At 66.7% G+C, this 19,167-nt stretch carries 22 protein-coding genes and 1 tRNA gene; 10 read left to right on the forward strand and 13 right to left on the reverse strand.

Annotation, left to right across the window (positions count from 1 at the left end; all coding sequences use genetic code 11):
• Positions 1-38: 38 nt before the first annotated feature.
• Positions 39-437, reverse strand: a complete 399-nt coding sequence (gene msrB, locus AX672_RS02385) for a peptide-methionine (R)-S-oxide reductase MsrB (RefSeq protein ID WP_066647596.1) — start codon at positions 435-437, stop codon at positions 39-41.
• 178 nt (positions 438-615) lie between these two features.
• On the opposite strand from msrB, the gene AX672_RS02390 reads away from it, so the two are divergent.
• Positions 616-1,080 carry a nuclear transport factor 2 family protein gene (locus AX672_RS02390; protein ID WP_066647598.1) on the forward strand — a complete coding sequence of 155 codons (465 nt, stop codon included), beginning with the start codon at positions 616-618 and terminating at the stop codon, positions 1,078-1,080.
• A gap of 40 nt (positions 1,081-1,120) precedes the next feature.
• On the opposite strand, the gene AX672_RS02395 is transcribed toward AX672_RS02390, so the two are convergent.
• A tRNA-Leu gene (locus AX672_RS02395) sits at positions 1,121-1,207 on the reverse strand.
• A 138-nt stretch (positions 1,208-1,345) separates the two neighbouring features.
• On the opposite strand from AX672_RS02395, the gene AX672_RS02400 reads away from it, so the two are divergent.
• Positions 1,346-2,704: an MATE family efflux transporter gene (locus tag AX672_RS02400; protein ID WP_066647811.1), complete on the forward strand. Its 1,359-nt coding sequence runs from the start codon at positions 1,346-1,348 to the stop codon at positions 2,702-2,704.
• Here the strand turns inward: AX672_RS02400 and AX672_RS02405 are convergent.
• Positions 2,676-3,392: an MJ0042-type zinc finger domain-containing protein gene (locus tag AX672_RS02405; protein ID WP_066647600.1), complete on the reverse strand. Its 717-nt coding sequence runs from the start codon at positions 3,390-3,392 to the stop codon at positions 2,676-2,678. The genes AX672_RS02400 and AX672_RS02405 overlap by 29 nt on opposite strands.
• 157 nt (positions 3,393-3,549) lie before the next feature.
• Between AX672_RS02405 and ftsE the strand changes: the two genes are divergently transcribed.
• The 4 genes from ftsE to AX672_RS02425 are packed head-to-tail and all read left to right on the forward strand — an operon-like array spanning position 3,550 to position 6,375.
• A complete protein-coding gene (gene ftsE / locus AX672_RS02410; protein ID WP_066647602.1) occupies positions 3,550-4,263 on the forward strand; it encodes a cell division ATP-binding protein FtsE in 714 nt (237 codons plus the stop codon).
• A gap of 5 nt (positions 4,264-4,268) precedes the next feature.
• On the forward strand, positions 4,269-5,156 hold the full coding sequence (locus tag AX672_RS02415; RefSeq protein ID WP_066647813.1) for a cell division protein FtsX: 888 nt from the start codon (positions 4,269-4,271) through the stop codon (positions 5,154-5,156).
• Complete coding sequence (locus tag AX672_RS02420) at positions 5,153-5,689, forward strand: YdcF family protein (protein WP_066647605.1); 537 nt, start codon at positions 5,153-5,155, stop codon at positions 5,687-5,689. The genes AX672_RS02415 and AX672_RS02420 overlap by 4 nt, the downstream gene beginning before the upstream one ends.
• Complete coding sequence (locus AX672_RS02425) at positions 5,686-6,375, forward strand: lysophospholipid acyltransferase family protein (protein ID WP_066647607.1); 690 nt, start codon at positions 5,686-5,688, stop codon at positions 6,373-6,375. Before AX672_RS02420 ends, AX672_RS02425 begins: the two co-directional genes overlap by 4 nt.
• Here AX672_RS02425 and hisC read toward each other — a convergent pair.
• Positions 6,372-7,466, reverse strand: a complete 1,095-nt coding sequence (hisC, locus tag AX672_RS02430) for a histidinol-phosphate transaminase (RefSeq protein ID WP_066647609.1) — start codon at positions 7,464-7,466, stop codon at positions 6,372-6,374. The two genes, AX672_RS02425 and hisC, sit on opposite strands and share 4 nt — an antisense overlap.
• A gap of 62 nt (positions 7,467-7,528) precedes the next feature.
• Here hisC and metX point away from each other — a divergent pair, with 62 nt between their 5' ends.
• Both metX and metW read left to right on the forward strand, forming a co-directional pair.
• On the forward strand, positions 7,529-8,644 hold the full coding sequence (gene metX / locus AX672_RS02435; RefSeq protein WP_066647614.1) for a homoserine O-acetyltransferase MetX: 1,116 nt from the start codon (positions 7,529-7,531) through the stop codon (positions 8,642-8,644).
• Complete coding sequence (metW, locus tag AX672_RS02440; RefSeq protein WP_066647615.1) at positions 8,641-9,231, forward strand: methionine biosynthesis protein MetW; 591 nt, start codon at positions 8,641-8,643, stop codon at positions 9,229-9,231. Before metX ends, metW begins: the two co-directional genes overlap by 4 nt.
• 132 nt (positions 9,232-9,363) lie before the next feature.
• Here metW and ssb read toward each other — a convergent pair whose 3' ends face one another.
• From ssb to AX672_RS02465, 5 genes are all read right to left on the reverse strand, one after another.
• Positions 9,364-9,900, reverse strand: coding sequence for a single-stranded DNA-binding protein (gene ssb / locus AX672_RS02445; protein WP_066647617.1), 537 nt, complete (start codon positions 9,898-9,900; stop codon positions 9,364-9,366).
• A gap of 9 nt (positions 9,901-9,909) precedes the next feature.
• Positions 9,910-11,775: a ferrous iron transport protein B gene (feoB, locus tag AX672_RS02450; RefSeq protein ID WP_066647619.1), complete on the reverse strand. Its 1,866-nt coding sequence runs from the start codon at positions 11,773-11,775 to the stop codon at positions 9,910-9,912.
• 13 nt (positions 11,776-11,788) lie between these two features.
• Positions 11,789-12,049 (reverse strand): FeoA family protein, encoded by a 261-nt coding sequence (locus tag AX672_RS02455; protein ID WP_066647620.1) that lies wholly within the window; start codon positions 12,047-12,049, stop codon positions 11,789-11,791.
• A gap of 110 nt (positions 12,050-12,159) precedes the next feature.
• Complete coding sequence (locus AX672_RS02460) at positions 12,160-12,825, reverse strand: COQ9 family protein (RefSeq protein ID WP_066647623.1); 666 nt, start codon at positions 12,823-12,825, stop codon at positions 12,160-12,162.
• 9 nt (positions 12,826-12,834) lie between these two features.
• A complete protein-coding gene (locus tag AX672_RS02465) occupies positions 12,835-13,701 on the reverse strand; it encodes a DMT family transporter (RefSeq protein WP_066647626.1) in 867 nt (288 codons plus the stop codon).
• Between the two features lie 121 nt (positions 13,702-13,822).
• On the opposite strand from AX672_RS02465, the gene AX672_RS02470 reads away from it, so the two are divergent.
• Both AX672_RS02470 and AX672_RS02475 read left to right on the forward strand, forming a co-directional pair.
• Positions 13,823-14,914 (forward strand): alkene reductase, encoded by a 1,092-nt coding sequence (locus tag AX672_RS02470; RefSeq protein ID WP_066647634.1) that lies wholly within the window; start codon positions 13,823-13,825, stop codon positions 14,912-14,914.
• A gap of 71 nt (positions 14,915-14,985) precedes the next feature.
• A complete protein-coding gene (locus AX672_RS02475; protein ID WP_168727293.1) occupies positions 14,986-15,459 on the forward strand; it encodes a cupin domain-containing protein in 474 nt (157 codons plus the stop codon).
• Position 15,460: 1 nt separating this feature from the next.
• Here AX672_RS02475 and AX672_RS02480 read toward each other — a convergent pair whose 3' ends face one another.
• The 4 genes from AX672_RS02480 to ribB all read right to left on the reverse strand — a co-directional run bounded on the left by AX672_RS02480 (position 15,461) and on the right by ribB (position 19,151).
• Positions 15,461-16,834, reverse strand: a complete 1,374-nt coding sequence (locus AX672_RS02480) for a cytochrome P450 (RefSeq protein WP_066647640.1) — start codon at positions 16,832-16,834, stop codon at positions 15,461-15,463.
• Positions 16,835-16,906: 72 nt separating this feature from the next.
• Entirely contained in the window at positions 16,907-17,326 is a 420-nt protein-coding gene (gene ribH, locus AX672_RS02485) for a 6,7-dimethyl-8-ribityllumazine synthase (protein WP_066647643.1), read from the reverse strand.
• Positions 17,311-17,850 carry a hypothetical protein gene (locus tag AX672_RS02490; RefSeq protein WP_066647647.1) on the reverse strand — a complete coding sequence of 180 codons (540 nt, stop codon included), beginning with the start codon at positions 17,848-17,850 and terminating at the stop codon, positions 17,311-17,313. Before AX672_RS02490 ends, ribH begins: the two co-directional genes overlap by 16 nt.
• Positions 17,850-19,151, reverse strand: coding sequence for a 3,4-dihydroxy-2-butanone-4-phosphate synthase (ribB, locus tag AX672_RS02495; RefSeq protein ID WP_066647648.1), 1,302 nt, complete (start codon positions 19,149-19,151; stop codon positions 17,850-17,852). Before ribB ends, AX672_RS02490 begins: the two co-directional genes overlap by 1 nt.
• Positions 19,152-19,167: the final 16 nt, after the last annotated feature.

The following is a 19,167-nucleotide window of genomic DNA, read 5'->3' on the forward strand; positions in this document are numbered from 1 at the left end:
GGCCCTAAAGTCCGACGCGACAAGCAGGACGATGTCGCTCAGCCACCGCGCGGACGGAAATCGAGGCTCACCGAATTCATGCAATAGCGCAGCCGGGTCGGCGGCGGACCGTCGGGGAAGACATGGCCGAGATGGCTGTCGCAGCGTGCACAGCGCGATTCGACGCGGCGCATGCCATAGCTGGTGTCGGCATGTTCGCTGACACGGTCGGGGGCGATCGGCTGGGTAAAGCTCGGCCAGCCCGATCCCGAATCATATTTGTCGGCGCTGTCGAACAAGTCGAGCCCGCAGGCAGCACAGGCATAAATGCCGTCGGCCTTGTTATCATTATATTTGCCGGTGAAAGCCCGCTCGGTCCCCGCTTCGCGCAAGACGTGAAATTGCTCGGGCGTCAGCCGCGCGCGCCATTCGGCTTCGGGCAGGTCGATCTTGTCCATCAGGGCTCTCCGGGGAGGGGAAGGTCTCGCCTCCATAAATGGAATTGCCGCACTGATCGACAAGGGGGCCGCTGCCGCCCGCACCAATTGGCTTTCGAATCGGCACCGGAACATTGCCCTTTGGGACGGCGGTGCCGCGGCGCTAAGGGTTGGCGAATTCCATCCCGGAGAATCGCCCATGGCCCGTCCCCCGCTGCCGCCTTTCACTGCCGAAACCGCCGCGCAAAAGGCGCGACTGGCGGAGGATGCCTGGAATAGCCGCGATCCGGCGCGGGTTGCGCTTGCCTATAGCGAGGACAGCCGCTGGCGGACGCGCGAGGAATTTTTCAGCGGGCGCGCGGCAATCACCGATATGCTGACGCGCAAATGGTCGGCCGAGCACGAGTATCGGCTGGTCAAGGAAGTCTGGGCGTTCACCGACGACCGGATCGCCGTGCGCTTCGTCTATGAATGCCACGATGCGAACGGCCAGTGGTGGCGCTGCCATGGCAATGAGCAATGGCAGTTCGACGATGAGGGCCTGATGACCCGGCGCGAAGCCTCAGTCAACGACGTCCGGATCGACGAAAGCGATCGGCTGTTCCGCTGGCCGCTCGGGCCGCGCCCGGCCGATCATCCGGGGTTGAGGGAGATGGGGCTTTGACGCCCGGGTCGCGCTGCCTGTCGATGGCAGCGCTGACATCTGGTGCGGTCGAGAAGACTCGAACTTCCACGGGCTTTCGCCCACAACGACCTCAACGTTGCGCGTCTACCAGTTCCGCCACGACCGCACGTGATAGGCCGCCGGCAACGCGCCGGTGGCTGGTAGGAGGGCGCCCCTAGCAAAGCCATAACCGGCTTACAAGCGGCAATCGCGCACCGCACGCAGCGGGTGGTATCGCCGCGATCCCACGCCTATGCCGCGCGGGATGCGTGTCGCCGATCGTCTTGCTCCCGAAGCTCGCCTGCTGTTGGGTCTGGCATGGCCGGTGATGCTCACCAGCCTCAACTGGACCATTTTGCATGTCACCGATGTCGCGATGGTCGGGCTGGTCGGTACCGAACAAGTCGCGATATTGGGCGGTAGCCGGGCGCTGACGTTCATCACGATCGTTGCGGCGCTGGGCTGGATGTCGGGCATCATGGTCTTCACGGCGCGCGCCGACGGTGCCGATGATCTGCCCGAAACCGGACAAGTGCTGCGCGACGGGCTGGTGCTGGCGCTGGCGCTAGGCGCGACGATCGGGGCGGCAATGGCGGTGTTCGCCGCGCCCATGCTGGGCGCACTCGGCGTGGCGCCTGCACTGCTGGCCGATACCGCGCATGTCGTGCGGCTGTTCGCGATCGCCTTTCCGTTCCAGCTGATCATGATCGCGATCAGCTTCTTCCTCGAAGGCGTCAGTCGGCCGGCGCGAGTGACGATCGTCAATTTTTCGATCCTGCCGATCAATGCCGTGCTCGCGTGGAGCCTGTCCGGCGGCCATCTCGGCCTGCCCGCGCTCGGGGCGGGGGGCGCGGCGCTGGCGACCGCGATTGCCTCGGCGCTTGGCGCCATCGGCATGATCATCGCGGCCTGGACCTTGCCGAAGGCGCGGGCGCGCGGGCTGCGCGATCTGCGCGCGGCGGCTTGGGTTGCGGCCCCGCGCCGCGCCTGGCGGTTATGCCGGTTCGGCGCGGTGCCTGCCATTGCCTCGGGGCTTGAGCTGGCGGGCTTTTCGATCCTGATTGCGCTGTCGACGCAGCTCGGGCCTGCCACTGCGCATGCGTTCCAGATCGTCTTTTCGGTCCACAACGTCACTTTCTCGGTGGCAATGGGGCTGGGATCGGCAGCGGGAGTCCGCGTCGGCAACGCCATTGGCGAGGGCGTTGTCGATCAGGCGCGGCGGCGCACGCTGATCGCCGCAGGGCTCACGGCCGCGATGATGGCAATGCTTGCGCTGCTGCTGATCGTCGCCGCGCGCCCGATCATCGCGATCTTCCCGGCGACCGACGCAGTGCGCGATCTCGCGCTCGCCATGCTGCCGCTCTGGGCGGGTTTCATCCTGTTCGACGGCATTCAGCTCGTCTTCGTCTATGCGTTGCGCTCGATCGGGGATCAGGTCGCGGCAGGGATCAATTCGATCATCGCCTATTTTATCGTCACCGGCGGGCTCGGCGTTGTGCTGGTCGCGCAAAATTGGGGGGCGACCGGACTGGTGCTTGCCTCGGGCAGTGGGATGCTGGTCGCCGCGTTGCTGAGCGGGCTGCGTTTCGAACGCGTCAGCCGGCGATCCCGGACGCAAAGCTGAGCCGCAACGCCTTGCCATTGTTGGGCACGTCGAGCGTCAGGCTGCGGAATTCGACCACGCCCTTCGGGCCAACCACTCGCGCTTCAGGCGTGATGGTCCACGTGTAGACTTGGCGGCCCTGCGCATCGAGCAGGTCGGCGCGCAGATCGGTAACGGGCAGGCGCTTGCCCGTCGGGTTGACGATCCGCCCGCTCACCGCAAACGCCTCCGACCCGCTCGGCAGATCGTGGCGGTCGATCGGATTCTGCTCGATGCGCAGCGGCGTCTCGGCGGCAGCGACGAACCCGAACTGATCGGCAAGCCCGGTCGTGCCCATGGCACTGATGACGCCCACGCCGATCAGCATCGTCACGCCGGCGGCAACCGCGATCATCGTGTAGCGGCGCGCGGGATTGCGGCGCGGGCGGAACGGCGCCTGATAGCCGAACGCATCATAATCGACGTTCGTGTCGCTGGGGGGCGTCGCTCGGGCGGCAACCGGCGGCATGTCTTCAGCGACAGGAGCGGGGGCCGGCGCGACCGTTGCGGCAGCCGACGCTGAGGCTTCCGGCGCAAAGGCTGCCGCGGCGGGACCATGCTGGAACCAGCTGTGTTTGCAATTGGCGCAGCGAACGGTGCGACCGTCAGGCCCGATCGCAGTGTCAGGGACCAGATAGCGGGTCCGGCATGCGGCGCATTCGAGGATCATATCAACAGTGTTTCACTTGGGGGTGGTAACGGTCCGCCCTTTGATGCAATTGATGAATCTAAGCACGAGCAATGCATCCGTGGCAAGGGGCAGCTTGAGTGGGCCGCGCGCGCATGCGATGGCACGGACATCGACAATCGGGAGCGTCGGCGCCGGCATGGCGAATATCGTGCAGTTCGAAAATGTGGGGCTGCGCTATGGCAACGGCGACGAAACGCTCACCGACCTGAGTTTCACGCTGTCGACCGGCGCCTTTTATTTCCTCACCGGCGCCTCGGGCGCGGGCAAGACCTCGCTGCTCAAGCTGCTGTATCTGGCGCAGCGGCCGACGCGGGGCACGATCCGGCTGTTCGGTGAGGATTTCGGTACGATGCCGCGCGCGCGCCTGCCCGGCTTTCGCCGCCGCATCGGCGTGGTGTTTCAGGATTTCCGGCTGCTGCCGCACCTGTCGGCGTTCGACAATATCGCGCTGCCGCTGCGCGTGGCCGGTCTGCCCGAAAGCGATGTCGAGGCGCCCGTACGCGAAATGCTGGCCTGGGTCGGCCTGTCCGAGCGGATCGATGCCAAGCCACCGACGCTGTCCGGCGGCGAACAGCAACGCGTCGCAATCGCGCGTGCGGTGATCGGGCGGCCCGAAATCCTTGTCGCGGACGAGCCGACCGGTAACGTCGACCCCGATATGGCCGAACGGCTGCTGCATCTTTTTGACAGTCTCAACCGGCTGGGCACGACCGTGGTGGTGGCGACGCACGACTTCCATCTGCTCGGGCGGATTCCCAACGCGCATATGATGCGGCTCGACAAGGGGCGGTTGCTCGATCCGACCGGGTCGCTGCGCTTTCCGCCCACCAAGCCATTGGCCGAGGCTTGAGCAAGGTGGTGACACGCGCCCCCTATGCCGATCGCCGCCTGCTTGATGCGGGCCGCCAATCGCGCGCGATGGTCTGGATCATGGCGATCATGTTGTTCCTGACGGTGCTGACGGGCGCTTTCGGGCTGGGTGCGCTGGCGGCCTCGCAAACGCTTGAGCGCCAGCTTGCTGGTCGGCTGACGGTGCAAGTGGTCGAAGCCAATCCGGTTGCGCGCAAGGCCGTGGCTGCGGCCATCGTTGCGCGGCTTCGCGTATTACCGCAGGTCGCCCGGGTCGCGCCGGTGGACGAGGGCGCACTGGCGGCGATGCTCCGTCCGTGGCTGGGCGAGCAGGGCACCGATCCCGACTTGCCGATCCCGGCGATGATCGATGTCGAGCTGCGCGAACCCGGCGATGCGGCCGTGGCGGTAGTGACTGAAGCCGCCCGCCGGGCGGCGCCGACGGCACGGATCGACCGTTATGAAAGCTGGATGTCGCCCGTTGCCTCCTTCATGCAGCTGCTGATCGCGATCGCGGCGGGCCTGATCCTGTTGATGGCGGCCGCAACCGCGACCGTCGTGATGCTGGCGGCGCGGGCCGGGCTCGACAGCCACCGTGCGACCATCGAAGTGTTGCACATGCTCGGGTCGACCGATGCGCAAGTAGCGCGGCTGTTCCAGCGGCGGATCGCGATCGACACGCTTTACGGCGGGCTGCTCGGCACGGCGCTCGCGCTGGCGACGATCATTTTCGTCGGCAGTCAAGTAGGCGCGCTTGGCTCCGACCTGCTTGGCGGGATCGCCTTTGGCGTGCGCGACTGGCTGATCCTGATCGCATTGCCGATCGGCTTTGCCCTGCTGGCAACGGTGGCGGCGCGGTTGGCGGTGCTGCGCGCGCTGGGGCAGTATTTGTGATCCGGCGCCTGATTGCCGCAATTGCGCTCGCCTGGGTACTCGGCTTTGGCTGGTTCATGCTCGCACTGCCCGGGCCCGCCGATGCCCGGCCCACCGACGCGATCGTGGTGCTGACCGGCGGCGCGGGGCGGATCGACCGCGGGCTCGAGTTGATGCAAGCCCATGCGGCGCAGCGGATGCTGGTTTCAGGCGTCGATCCGAAAGTGCGACCGATCGAGCTTGCCGCCGAATACAAGGCATCGCCCGCGCTGTTCGCCTGCTGCATCGATCTTGGCCATGAAGCCGTCGATACGCGTTCGAACGCCGAGGAAACGCGCGACTGGGTGCGCAGCCATGGCTATAAATCGGTGCGGCTGGTGACGTCGGACTGGCATTTGCGGCGCGCGCAGCTCGAGCTGGCGCACGCGCTCGGGCCGGGCGTTGCAGTCGAAGGCGATGGCGTGGCCGGCAATCCGCGCGCGCCGCTGCTGCTGGCGGAATATAACAAATATCTTGTGCGCCGCTTCGCGCTGGCGTTTGGGCTCGGCGAATGATCGCGTGGGTGCGCACGGCTGCCTTTGGCCTGCTCTTTTATGGCGGGTCGATCTTGTTCGTGCTGGCGACGCCGTTCAGCGTGCTGCTCGGGCAGCGCGTCCTGCTCGCCAATGTCCATGGCTGGATCCGCTGGCACCGGCTGGTGGTGTGGTTGACGCTCGGTATCCGTTGCCGGTTCGAACAGCGCCCGCCGCCGGGGCAATATCTCTATGCAGCAAAGCATCACGCGATGATCGAGACGTTCGAGCTGGTGCTCGAACTCGGCGATCCGGTGGTGGTGATGAAGCGCGAGCTGGCGCAAATCCCGATCTGGGGCTGGGCGGCGCGGCGCTATGGCATGATCGTCGTCGACCGCGACGCATCGGGGGCAGCGCTGCGCCAGATGATCCGCGAGGCCAAGGCTGCGCTGGCGAGCGGGCGGTCGGTGCTGATCTTTCCCGAAGGCACGCGGGTGCCGACGGGCGCGACGCCACCACTAAAGGCGGGCTTTGCCGGGCTCTACCGCGCGCTGGGCCTGCCGGTGGTGCCGATTGCGATCGATTCAGGGCTGGTCTGGCCCAGGCACGGGCCCAAGCGCGGCGGCACGGTGACTTTCCGCTTTGGCGAGCCGATCGCCGCCGGCGTGTCGCGCCCCGAAATCGAGGCGCAGACGCACGTCGCGATCAACGTGCTCGAACCGCGCTAACCGCCGACGACCTCGCGCAGTGCTGCTGCCAGCCCGCGCGTTTCCTCCTCGGTGCCGATCGTCATGCGCAGGCCGTGCGGCAGGCCCTGACCGGGCAGCCAGCGGACGATATAGCCGCACTCCATCAGCCCCTTATAGGCCTGTTCGGCGCTGATATCGCCCTCGAACAGCACCAGCAGGAAATTGGCGTGGCTCGGCACCGCGCGCAGGCCCTTGTTGCCGAGCGCGGCGACTTCGCCCGCCAACCACGCCCGCCACGTCGCATTGTGCGCCCGGGCGGCATTGACGAAACCATCGTCGGCGAGCGCGGCGACAGCAGCGCGCTGGCCCGCGGTCGTCACGTTGAACGGCAGGCGGATGCGGTGCAGCGCCTCGATGATCGCCGCCGACGCATAACCCCAGCCGATCCGTTCGGCAGCGAGGCCGTAGATTTTCGAGAAGGTGCGGGTGACGAGCACATTGGGCGCCGTCATCGCGAGTGCGAGGCCGGCGTCATCCTCTTCGGGCGTCAGATATTCGGCATAGGCCTGATCGAGCACCAGCAGCACGCTCGGCGGCAGCGCGGCGTGGAGCCGGGCGATCTCGGCGCGGGGGGCGAACGTGCCGGTCGGGTTGTTGGGATTGGCGATGAACACGATCCGCGTGCGCTCTGTCACGCACGCCAGCACCGCGTCGATGTCGGTCGCATAATCCTTGTCCGGCGCCACCACCGGCGTCGCCCCGACGCGCCGCGCCGCGATTTCATAGACCGCAAAGCCATATTTGACGAAGATCACTTCGTCGCCCTGCCCCGCAAAGGCGCCCGCGGCGAGGTGAAGGATGTCGTCGGAACCGGTGCCATAGATTACGCGCGCCGGGTCGAGGCCATATTTGGCGGCAACCGCCTCGCGCAGGATGCTCGCGCCGGGATCGGGGTAGCGATCGAGCGAGCGGCTCTCGACTTCCAGCGCAGCGCGCGCGGCGGGCGAGGTGCCGAGCGGATTCTCGTTGGCCGAAAGCTTGACGAGCTTGCGCCCGTCGTCGCCGGTCGACCGGCCGGGGACATAGGGGGCAATCGCCATCACCCAGGGCTTTGGAACGGGAGCATTCATGGGTGCGGCCCTAGCCGCTGGCGATTGACAAGCCAAGCGCGCGCGCCCTAGCCGCTGGTGCCATGTCGCACGATGCGCGCTTCGGCCTTGGCCGCACGATTTCGCTGGCCGGGCCTTTACCGCTCGATTCGGGCGCCAATCTCGCGCCGGTCGACATCGCCTATGAAACCTATGGCGATCTCGATGCCGATGGCGGCAATGCGATTCTCATCTGCCACGCGCTGACCGGCGACCAGCATGTCGCCAGCCCGCACCCGATCACCGGCAAGCCCGGCTGGTGGACGCGCATGGTCGGGCCGGGCAAGCCGATCGATCCCGAACGGCACTTCATCATCTGCGCCAATGTGCTTGGCAGCTGCATGGGATCGTCCGGCCCCGCGAGTCTTGCCGCCGATGGCGCGCCCTATGCGATGCGCTTTCCGGTGATCACGATCCGCGACATGGTGCGCGCGCAGGCCATGCTGCTCGATCAACTCGGCGTGGGCGTGCTGCGCGCGGTGGTAGGCGGATCGATGGGCGGGATGCAGGCGCTGAGCTGGGCGGCGACCTATCCCGATCGCGTGCGCGCGGCCGTGGTGATCGCCTCGACCGCGCGCCACACTGCGCAGAACATCGCTTTCCACGAAGTCGGGCGGCAGGCGATCATGGCTGATCCGCGCTGGCTGGGTGGCGACTACTACGCCGCGGGCGAGCCGCCGAGCGCGGGCCTCGCGGTCGCGCGGATGGCGGCGCACATCACTTATCTGTCGGAAGCGGGCCTCACCGAGAAATTCGGCCGCCGCCTGCAGGCGCGTGACGCGAAGAGCTTCGGCTTCGATGCCGATTTTCAGGTCGAAAGCTATCTGCGGCACCAGGGCATCAGTTTCGTCGACCGCTTCGATGCCAACAGCTACCTCTACATCACCCGCGCGATGGATTATTTCGACCTGGCCGAGGAACATGGCGGGATGCTCGCCAATGCCTTTCGCGGCTCGGCGACGCGTTTCTGCCTCGTCAGCTTCGATACCGACTGGCTTTATCCGACTGCCGAGTCGCGCAGCATCGTCAAGGCGCTCAATGCAGCGGGCGCGGCCGCCAGCTTCGTCGAACTGTCGAGCCCGTTCGGCCACGATGCCTTCCTGCTCGACTCGCCTGAGCTGAACCGCGTCGTCGACGGATTCCTGAGGGCAGTGGCATGAGCCTGCGCCCTGACCTTGCTCTCATCGCCGCCAATATCGCGCCGGGTGCGCGCGTGCTCGATGTCGGCTGCGGCGATGGCGCGCTGCTGGCGGCACTGCGTGACGATCGCGGGGTCGATGCGCGCGGGCTGGAGCTCGACGCGGCCAATGTCGCCGCGGCGGTGGCGCGCGGGCTGTCGGTGATTCAAGGCGACGCCGACCGCGACCTTGCCGATTTCCCCGACGCGAGCTTCGACTATGCGATTCTCAGCCAGACGCTACAGACAACGCGCGCCCCGCATCTGGTGCTGGACCAGCTCTTGCGGATCGGCGCGCGGGCATTCGTGTCCTTCCCGAATTTTGCGCATTGGCGGGTGCGGCTGGCGCTGCTGACGCAAGGGCGGATGCCCGTCACGCGGTTGCTGCCCGAACGCTGGTATGACACGCCGAACATCCACCACGTCACGATTGACGATTTCCGTGATCTGATGCGCGGGGCCGGCATCGCGGTTGAGCGCGCCTGGTTTCTGTCGGGCGATCAGCAGCGCGGCGCGATGGCGGCGAATCTGCTCGCCGAACATGCGGTGTTCCTGCTCAAGCGGGGGTAGGGGCCAGCTTACGCCTTCTTGCCCTGATTGATTCCACCGTTCGTGTCGAGCGAAGTCGAGACACAAGCCCAACGCGCACCGATTGTGGCCTGTTTCTCGACTTCGCTCGAAACGAACGGGTCAATACAAGGCCTAAAACGGAATCTCGTCGTCGAAGCCGTCGGCGGGGCCGTCGTTGAAACCGCCGCCGCCACCCATGCCGCCGCGATCGTTGAAGCCACCGCCGCGGTTCGGCGCACCACCGCCGCCGCGCGATCCGCCGCCGCCGCCGAAGTCATCGCCACCGCCGCCCATGCCGCCGCCGCCAGCGCCGCCGCCAGCACCGTCGAGCATCGTCAGCACGGCATTATAGCCCTGCAGCACGATTTCGGTCGAATAACGGTCCTGCCCCTGCGCGTCCTGCCATTTGCGGGTCTGGAGCGCGCCCTCGATATAGACCTTGCTGCCTTTGCGCAGATAACGCTCGGCGACGTTGGCGAGGCCCTCGCTGAAGACCTTCACCGTGTGCCATTCGGTGCGTTCCTTCTTCTCGCCCGAATTGCGATCCTTCCAGCTTTCCGAGGTGGCGATGCGCAGTTCGACCACCTTGCCGCCGTTCTGGAACGTCCGGCTTTCGGGGTCGCGCCCCAGATTGCCGACCAGGATCACCTTGTTGACGCTGCCCGCCATAACTTCTTCCTACAATCCAAGTGCCATGGCGGCCCAGTAAGTCGCCCCTGCAGCGATGTAGGCCAGCGCGAACAGATAGCCAACCATGAAGGCGGGCCACGCCCAAGAGTTGGTCTCGCGCCGGGTGACAGCAATCGTCGAGATGCACTGCGGCGCGAACACGAACCACATCAGGAAGGCGAGCGCAGTCGGCAGCGACCAGCGCTTCTGCAGCGCTTGCGTGATCGCGGCCTGCCCGCGCGCATCATCGGGGGCGTCGACTGCATAGACAGTGCCGAGGGCGGCGACTGCAATCTCGCGCGCCGCCATCGCCGGGATCAGCGCGAGCGCAATGTCGCGGTCGAAGCCGATCGGCTTGGTCACGACGGCAAGGCCATTGGCGATGCGGCCGGCAATCGAATAATCGACCGGCGTCACGCTGCTCCCGGCGGGCGGCTTGGGATAGGACAGCAGCAGCCACAGCACGACGGTCGACGCGAGGATGATGGTGCCTGCGCGCCGCAGGAAGCTGTAGGCACGGCTCCACAGCCCGAGCGCGACGTCGCGGAAGCGCGGCAGCTGGTATTTCGGCATCTCCATCATGAAGCCCGACGAGGCACCCTTGGTCACCGTCCGCCGCAATATAATCGCCGCGACGAACGCGCCGACGATGCCGAACACATAAAGCACAAACAGCACCAGCCCCTGCAGCCCGACGAACGGCAGCACCTGCCGATTCGGGATCAGCGCGCCGATGACGACGGTATAGACCGGCAGCCGCGCCGAACAGGTCATCAGCGGCGCGATCAGGATCGTCGTCAGCCGGTCCTTCTCGTCCTCGATCGTGCGCGTCGCCATGATGCCTGGCACCGCGCAGGCGAACGACGACAGCAGCGGAATGAAGGCGCGGCCCGAAAGGCCCGCCACCGCCATCACCCGGTCCATCAGGAAGGCGGCGCGCACCATATAGCCCGATGCCTCGAGCAACAGGATGAACAGGAAAAGGATTAGGATCTGCGGCAGGAAGACGATGACCGCACCGACCCCGGCGATGATCCCTTCGGTCAGCAGCCCGCGCAGGAATCCGTCGGGCAGCGCCGCGCTAACGGCCTGGCTGAGCGCGGCAAAGCCTGCGTCGATAGCGTCAGCCGGCGCCTGCGCCCAGCTGAACACCGCCTGGAACATCAGGAATAGGATCGTCAGCAGCAGCAGCGTGCCCCAGACCGGGTGCAGGGCAATGCCGTCGAGGCTGTGCGTCAGCCGCCGCGTCGGCGTTTCGGAGACGATCGCGCGCATCGCAATCGCGCGGGCGCGCCGTTGCAGCACGGCGATGTCGTCCTCGATCCGCCCGTCGCCGCCGCGCACCCGGATCGCGCCGCCGTGGTTGACGAGCTTTGCCACTTCACCGCTCAGCACATCGAGCCCGCGCTTGCGGACCGCCACGGTCGGCACCACAGGCACGCCGAGCTCGCGCGCGAGCGCCTCGGAGTCGAGCACCAGCCCGTCGCGTTCGGCCAGATCGACCATGTTGAGCGCGACCACCACCGGCATGCCGAGCGCGATCAGTTGCAGCGCGAAGCGCAGGTGATTGTCGAGATTGGCGGCGTCGAGCACGATCACCAGCGCATCGGGCAGTCGCTCGCCCGCCTGGCTGCCGGTGATGACGTCGCGCGTCACGCGCTCGTCGGGGCTGCTCGGATCGAGGCTATAGGCGCCGGGCAAGTCGACCAGCTCGACCGGACGGCCGTCGGGCAGCATCAGCCGCCCCGATCGCCGCTCGACGGTAACGCCGGGATAATTGCCGACCTTCTGGCGCGCGCCGGTCAGCGCATTGAACAGAGCGCTCTTGCCGGCATTGGGATTGCCGACCAGCGCCACGAGCGGCGCGGCGTTCATCAATGAGGCGCGATCATTCGGCGGGCGCGAGCAGCGATACCTGGATCGTCCCGGCGACGGCGCGGCGCAGCGCCACCGTCATCCGGCCGATCCGGCACGCGATCGGGCCCTTGCCCAAAGTTGCGCGGTGCAACACTTCGACGCCAACGCCTTCATCGAAGCCAAGTTCGCGCAACCGGCGGGCCTCGGGATCGGCAAGGCGCGCCCAGTCGATCGCCGCGACGGTGGCCTGCTGGCGCAACGCAAGCTGTTCGAGGCTGATCCGACTCTGCATCGTTGCGGACTAACTCTTTTGCGAGTGGTTATCAATAACGCGCCAAGCGGCGGCTGATAATTAATCGCAAGAAAGTGCAAGCACCTTGACTGGAGTCAATCCGGCAATCGTCAAACGACCGGATAGCGCAACCGGCCGATGAAGCGCGACAGGCTGGGCAAATTCTCGGTGCGGGCGATGAACCCCGCCTTGGCCTTTTCGAAGCGCATGATCCCCTCGATCCGCCGCGCGAGGAAGTCGCGGGTGTCGGCCCAGTCTTCGCTTTCGTCGTTCAGGAAGACAGTAATCGTGGCGGCATAGACGCTGCCGAGGATCGCGCGCTTGGTGTAGTGGTTGTAATCGCTCGCGGTGTCGCCGGCCTGCCGCCACATCAGGTCGACGCTGCGCCAGCCCAGCCGCGTCGCGCGCGGAACATTCTGCGGCATGGCAAGGATCGCCACGGCACGGCGCAGCGCATCGCGGTGCGGGGCGAGTTCGCTCAGCCGCGCCTCGACCTGGCGGGCGATCCGTTCGCGGATCTTCATGCCCGCGAGCGCCTCGGCCGGAAGCGCCGCCACCATAACGGCATCGATATGCGCGAACCACGCGTCGATCATCGCGACCGCGCCGTCCTTGAACGCGAGCGCGGCGACATCGGCATCGACGCCTGACTGCCGCGCGGCGAGCTTGACGGCATCGGCGGTCCACCCATCGAAGGCGGCATTGGCGGCAATCAGCGGGGCAAGGCCAAGGCGGATTTCGTCGAGCGTGGCGTCGGCGGGGATCGGAGTCGTCATCGCTGTGTCTTAGCGCCCGCGCCGCACCAGCACCAGCGCGACCGCGACCAGCAGCGCGCCGGTCAGGTCGGCGAGCCCCAGCCGCTCGTCATAAACGATCCAGCCGACGGTCGCCGCCACCATCGGCTGCACCAGCAGCGCAATCCCCACCACCAGCGGCGACAGCTTGCCGAGCGCATAGATCATCATGCCTTGCCCCAGCACCTGGCTGGCGAGCGCAAGGCCGATCAGCGCGCCCCAATGGTCAGGCACGATCCGCTCGCCGAGCAGGATCGCGAACAGCAGCAGCGGCGCGATGCTCGCCAGGGTCGACAGCGCAAGCGCGGGCAGCGGCGGCATCGTCGCGCGCGCGCGTGCCATCAGGATGAAATAGGCCGCGTAGAGAATCCCGGCGAGCAGGCAGAACAGATCACCCGCCAGATGGCGCGGATCGAGACTGTACGATCGGCCCATCAACAGCCCGGCGCCGATGAAGGCAAGCAACAGCGCAAAGCCCTGCATCCGGCTGGGCAGCGCGCGCGCGGCGATGAAGCCGTAAATAGGAAAGATCAGCGTCGCCGAATTGCCGAACAGCGTCGCGTTCGCCAACGTGGTGCGCAGGATGCCGATGTGCCAGCTCCCCAGGTCGGCGGCAAAGCACACGCCCGCCAGCGCCAGCGTCAGCCACAATCCGCGCCCCAGCCCGTGCGGCCGCCAGCCGGTCGCGAGCGCCATCGCGACCAGCAATGGCGCCGCAAGCGTGATCCGCCAGAAGGCCGATGCGACCGGCCCGGTATCGGCCATCCGCACGAACCACGGGCCAAAGGCAAGCGCGACATTGGCAATGATCACCGCGACAAAGGCGCTGGCGGGCGGGCGGTGATCGTCGGCTGTCATGCTCGGTTGGGGGCACTCTAGAATTTCTTGGGGCACGCAAAGGGTGCGGCAGGCGCTGTAGCGCGCTAGATGCGCTGCGTCGCCTGCCAATGGCGCCTACTCGGTTTCAAGGAGTTTGCCGATGCCGAACCTGTTCGATCCGATCCAGCTTGGGGCGATTTCCGCCGCCAATCGCGTGCTGATGGCGCCGTTGACGCGCGGCCGTGCGACCAAGGAGCATGTGCCGACGCCGATCATGGCCGACTATTATGCCCAGCGCGCGAGCGCCGGGCTGATCATCAGCGAAGCGACGGGCATCAGCCGCGAAGGACTCGGCTGGCCGTTCGCGCCGGGGCTGTGGACCGACGAACAGGCCGAAGCGTGGAAGCCGGTGACGGCGGCCGTCCACGCCGCCGGCGGCAAGATCGTCGCGCAGATCTGGCACATGGGCCGCGTCGTGCATTCGAGCTTCAACGATGGCGCAGCGCCGGTGTCGGCCTCGGCCACCACCGCGCCGGGCAAGGCGCATACCTATGTCGGGCGCCAGCCTTATGATCAGGCGCGCCCGCTCGACATCGCCGAAATCCCGCGCCTGCTCGACGATTACGCGCGCGCGACCGCCAATGCGATTGCGGCCGGATTCGACGGCGTGCAGATCCACGCCGCCAATGGCTATCTGATCGACCAGTTCCTGCGCGACGGCAGCAATCACCGCGCTGATGCCTATGGTGGCGCGCCGGAAAACCGCATCCGCCTGCTGCGCGAAGTGACCGAGCGCGTCGCGAGTGTCGCGGGCGCCGATCGCACGGCGGTGCGGCTGTCGCCCAATGGCGATTCGCAAGGCGTCGACGACAGCAACGCGCCGAGCGTGTTCGTCCCCGCGGCACGCGCGCTCGCCGACATCGGCATTGCTTTCCTCGAATTGCGCGAGCCCGGCCCCGACGGCACTTTCGGCCGCACCGATGTGCCGCGCCAGTCGCCCGCTATCCGCGAGGTGTTCAGCGCGCCGCTGGTGCTCAATTCGGATTATGTCAGCGCCGAACAGGCACAGGCAGCGATCGATTCGGGCGTTGCCGATGCGATCAGCTTCGGGCGCACCTTCCTCGCCAACCCTGATCTGCCGGCGCGACTGAAGGCAGGCGCGCCGCTCAACCCCGACGTAATGGCGACCTGGTACAGCCAAGGGGCAGAAGGCTACACCGACTATCCGGCGCTGGAGGCGGCGACGGCGTGATTTGAGCGCAAGGATCGGAACGCAACTGCCTCTCCGCGCTGCCATGGTCGCTCCGGCAGGAGGATCGGGCAATGCGGTGGATGGCAGCGGCAGTGACGACGATGATCGTGGCCACGGGGGCGCTCGCGCTGGCGCCCCCGGTCGAGCGGCCAGGCGGCTGGGCGCCCGATGCGATCCCGTGGCAACGCGCTGCGGCCAATGGCACACGCTATGCGCTGCTCGAAGGCGATCGCGCTGCGCCGGGCGCGAGCTTCACTTATGCCTTCGCCATTCCCGCGGGGGTGTGGGATGGGCCCCACCGTCACAGCACGACCGCGCGGGTCTTTGTCGCAAAGGGGACGCTCGGCCTCGGGTATGGCGACCATCCCGACCGGGCGAGGGCGCGGCGCTATCCAGTCGGGAGCGTCCTGGTCGTGCCCGCTGGCGCGGTCCACTTTGATGGGACCGACGTCGACACGGTGATCATCGGCGTCGCTTCGGGGCCGTGGTCGACGACGTACCTCGACGGATCGGCGCCCGCATCGGCGGGAACGCCGGTCGAATAGCTCAGCCGATCGGCACGAACCTGAGCGGCAATCCGTCCTTCGGGCGCGGGATCGGCCAGGCTTGCCACTGCGCCCCGGCGCCTTCGTCGAGCTCGATCCGGTAACGGCGCAGCAGTTGCGCGATCAGGATACGCGTCTGCATTTCAGCAAAATGCAGCCCCAGGCACATATGCGCGCCGCCGCCGAAGGGGATCCACGCATATTTGTGCCGCGCCCGTACAACGTCGGGCGCGAAGCGCATCGGATCGAATTTCTCCGGCTCGGGCCAATGTTCGGGCATGTGGTGGGTGAACGCCGGTGAGACGCCGACCGACGTCCCCGCCGGGATTCGATAACCCCCGAATTCGAAATCTTTGAGCGCGCGGCGAGGCAGCGACGGCACCGGCGGCATGAACCGCAGCGCTTCGCGGAAAGCGTAATCGGTCAGCGTCAGCCGGTCGAGCTGGCCATGCGCCAGTCCGTCGTCGTCGTTGAGGCCCAGCGCCGTCACTTCGTCGCGAAGCTTGTCCTGCCATTCGGTATGGCGACCGAGCAGCATGACCAGCGATGTCGCCGACGAGGTGATCGTGTCGTGCGCGGCCATCATCAGGAAATTCATGTGGTCAGCGATCGCATCGTCGGAAAGCGGCTGGCCCTGCTCGTCGGTCGCGCGGCAGAAATGCGAGAAGAAATCCTGCCCGTCGCCGGCGCGGCGCTTCGGGATCTCGCGCTTGAACAGATCGATCAGATAGGCGCGCGCCTGAGTTCCCTTGCGCATCTGCGATCCGGGCAGCGGGATGCGGATCGGCGTCACCGATGCCTGGACTTCATCGACGAACGCCTGGTTGATGCGCTTCGCCTCGGGGCCCAGTTCCATGCCGAGGAAGCTCTCGGCGGCAAGGTCGAGCGTCAGTGCCTTGATCGCGTCGTAAAAGCGCATTGGCTGGTTCGCCCAGCCGCTCACCGCGCGGGCGATGCCGCGGTTCAACCCTTCGGCATAATGGCGCATGGGCTCGGGCTTGAACGCGACCGACAGGGTGCGGCGGTCGGCGCGGTGCTTGTCGAAATCCATCAGCATCAGCCCGCGCGGGAACAGCAGGTTGAGCAGCGGCCCCCAGCCCTGTTCGGACGAAAAGATGCGGTCGCGGTCGAACAACACCAGCTCGTTCGCTTCGGGGCCTAGCAGCGTGACGGTGGTGCCGCCGAGCGCGGTATTGCGATAGACGCGGCCATAGCTCGACACCATGTGCCGCCCGAACGCCACCGGATCGCGCAACATGCGAAAGGTATTGCCGATCAGCGGCAGCCCGTCTTCGCCGGGAATGTGGCGCAGATCGCGGCTCGGCTGCTTGGGCAACCAATGCGGATTGGCCTCATAAGTGTGGGCATAGGCCATCGATGCACGCTCCCGCCGTTACTTACACCGGTATAAGTAACGGCGCGCGACCCGCCAAGCCCACAATGGGGCTCAGGAAAAGCGGCCCTTGACCGCGAGCATCGCGAGTGCCGCCTTCGCAGCCTCGCCACCCTTGTCCTTTTCGGTCGGGCGGGCGCGGGTGAGTGCCTGGGCTTCGTTCTCGGTGGTGAGGATGCCGTTGCCGACGCACAGCCCGTCCATGCTGAGCGCCATCAGCCCGCGCGCGCTTTCGCCCGCGACGATTTCGAAATGATAGGTCTCGCCGCGAATGACAACGCCGAGCGCGACATAGGCATCGTACCGCCCGCTCTCGCTGGCAAAGGCGATCGCGCCCGGCACTTCCAGCGCACCGGGGACGGTGATCGTCTCATGGATATGCCCCGCCGCCTCGATCGCGGTGCGCGCGCCTTCGATCAGCAGGTCGTTGAGGTGGTCATAGAAGCGGGCTTCGACGATCAGGATGCGGGCCATGGGTGTTCCTCCGGAATGCCGAATTGCGCGAGTGCGGCGCCTTGATAACGATGATCGTGGCTGACTTCTCGTACTGTCCAATCAGGTGCATGCAAGGCCCGCAGTCCGGCATCGTCGGACCATTCGATTTCGGCCAGCTCAAGACCTGAAAGCTGCCCTGCGAACTGATCGCCGCTGAACGACTGACCACCGCTCGCCAGCTGAAAGCGTCGTTTAACGAGCGGGTGCGCGGGGAGTGTCGCCAGCAGCGAGAACTCGTCCTCGGTCAGATAGCTGGTAACGATTGGCCTCGCGAGCGGATCATTTGCTTCGTACTTCTTGGTCAGCTTGAGCGAAACCGCACCGGAGCCGCTTTCGGTCATGCGGCGCAAACGCATCCTCGTGCCCAATAGGTAGCGATCATCGATCAGAACGAAGGGCAAGCCATCGAGCGCGGGGCGCACCATGCAGTCGACCAGCCAGCGTCGCTCGCGCTCGATATGGGCATATTTGGGCGCGCGCGCTTCATCGGCGCCCGTTCGCATTACTCCCCCGCCGTGCACGGGATCGGGCGTTCGCCGACGATCGACAGGCCGTAGCCCTGCAGGCCCACCAGCGTGTGGTGCGTGTTGGTCAGCAGCACCATGTCCTGCACGCCCAGCTCCGCCAGCACTTGCGCACCGATACCGTAGTCGCGCAGCTCCTCGACCTGCGGGTCGCCGGCGCCTTTCCCTTCGTGGCGCAGCGCGATGAAGCGCGAGACGATGCCCTGCATCGGCTTGTTGATGACGACGATCACGCCCGTCCCTTCGCGCGCGATCAGCTCCATCGATTGCGCGAGCAGACCCGATCGTTCGGATTCCTCGCCGAACACATCGACGAACATCGACATGGTGTGCATCCGCACCAGCGTCGGCGCATCGGGCGTGATCTTGCCCTTCTGCAACGCGATCAGCTCGTCGCCGGTCGCCTTGTTGCGGAAGGTCATCGCCCGCCAGTCGCCGCCCCAGCGGCTGTGGAAGCTGATTTCGGCGGTCTTTTCGACGAGATGGTCGTGGCGGCGGCGGTACGCAATCAGGTCGCGGATCGTGCCGATCTTGAGCCCGTGGCGCTGCGCGAACGGGATCAGGTCGTCCATCCGCGCCATCGTGCCGTCGTCGCGCATGATCTCGCAGATCACCCCGGAAGGATTGAGCCCGGCGAGCCGCGCGACATCGACCGCGGCTTCGGTGTGCCCCGCGCGCACCAGCACGCCGCCGTCGCGCGCGACCAGCGGGAAGACATGGCCGGGGGTGACGATCTCGTCCTTGCCCTTGGCTGCATCGATCGCAACCGCGATCGTGCGCGCGCGGTCGTGCGCGGAGATGCCAGTCGTCACCCCGTCGCGCGCCTCGATCGAGGTGGTGAAGGCGGTTTCGTGGCGGGTGCCATTGGCCCGGCTCATCAGCGACAGGCCGAGCTGATCGACGCGCGCCTTGGTGAGCGACAGGCAGATCAGCCCGCGGCCATAGGTGGCCATGAAATTGATCGCGTCGGGCGTCGCCATCTGCGCGGGGATGACGAGGTCGCCCTCATTCTCGCGGTCCTCGTCATCGACGAGGATGAACATGCGGCCGTTGCGCGCTTCCTCGATGATCTCCTCGATCGGCACCAGCACATCGCCGTCATCGCTCGCGAACAAGACGGTTTCGAGCTTGCGCAGCGTCTCGGCGGTAGGATTCCAATCCGGGGCGTCGATATCGCGGAGCGTGTTGGCATGGAGCCCCGCGGCGCGGGCGAGGCCGGAACGCGACATGCCGCCTTCGGTGACGAGGCGACGGATACGGTCGATCAGATTGCTGCTCATGGAGCCGCAATATCAC

The sequence above is a fragment of the Sphingomonas sp. CCH10-B3 genome, from assembly GCF_001556185.1.
Classification (GTDB): Bacteria; Pseudomonadota; Alphaproteobacteria; order Sphingomonadales; family Sphingomonadaceae; genus Sphingomonas; species Sphingomonas aquatica.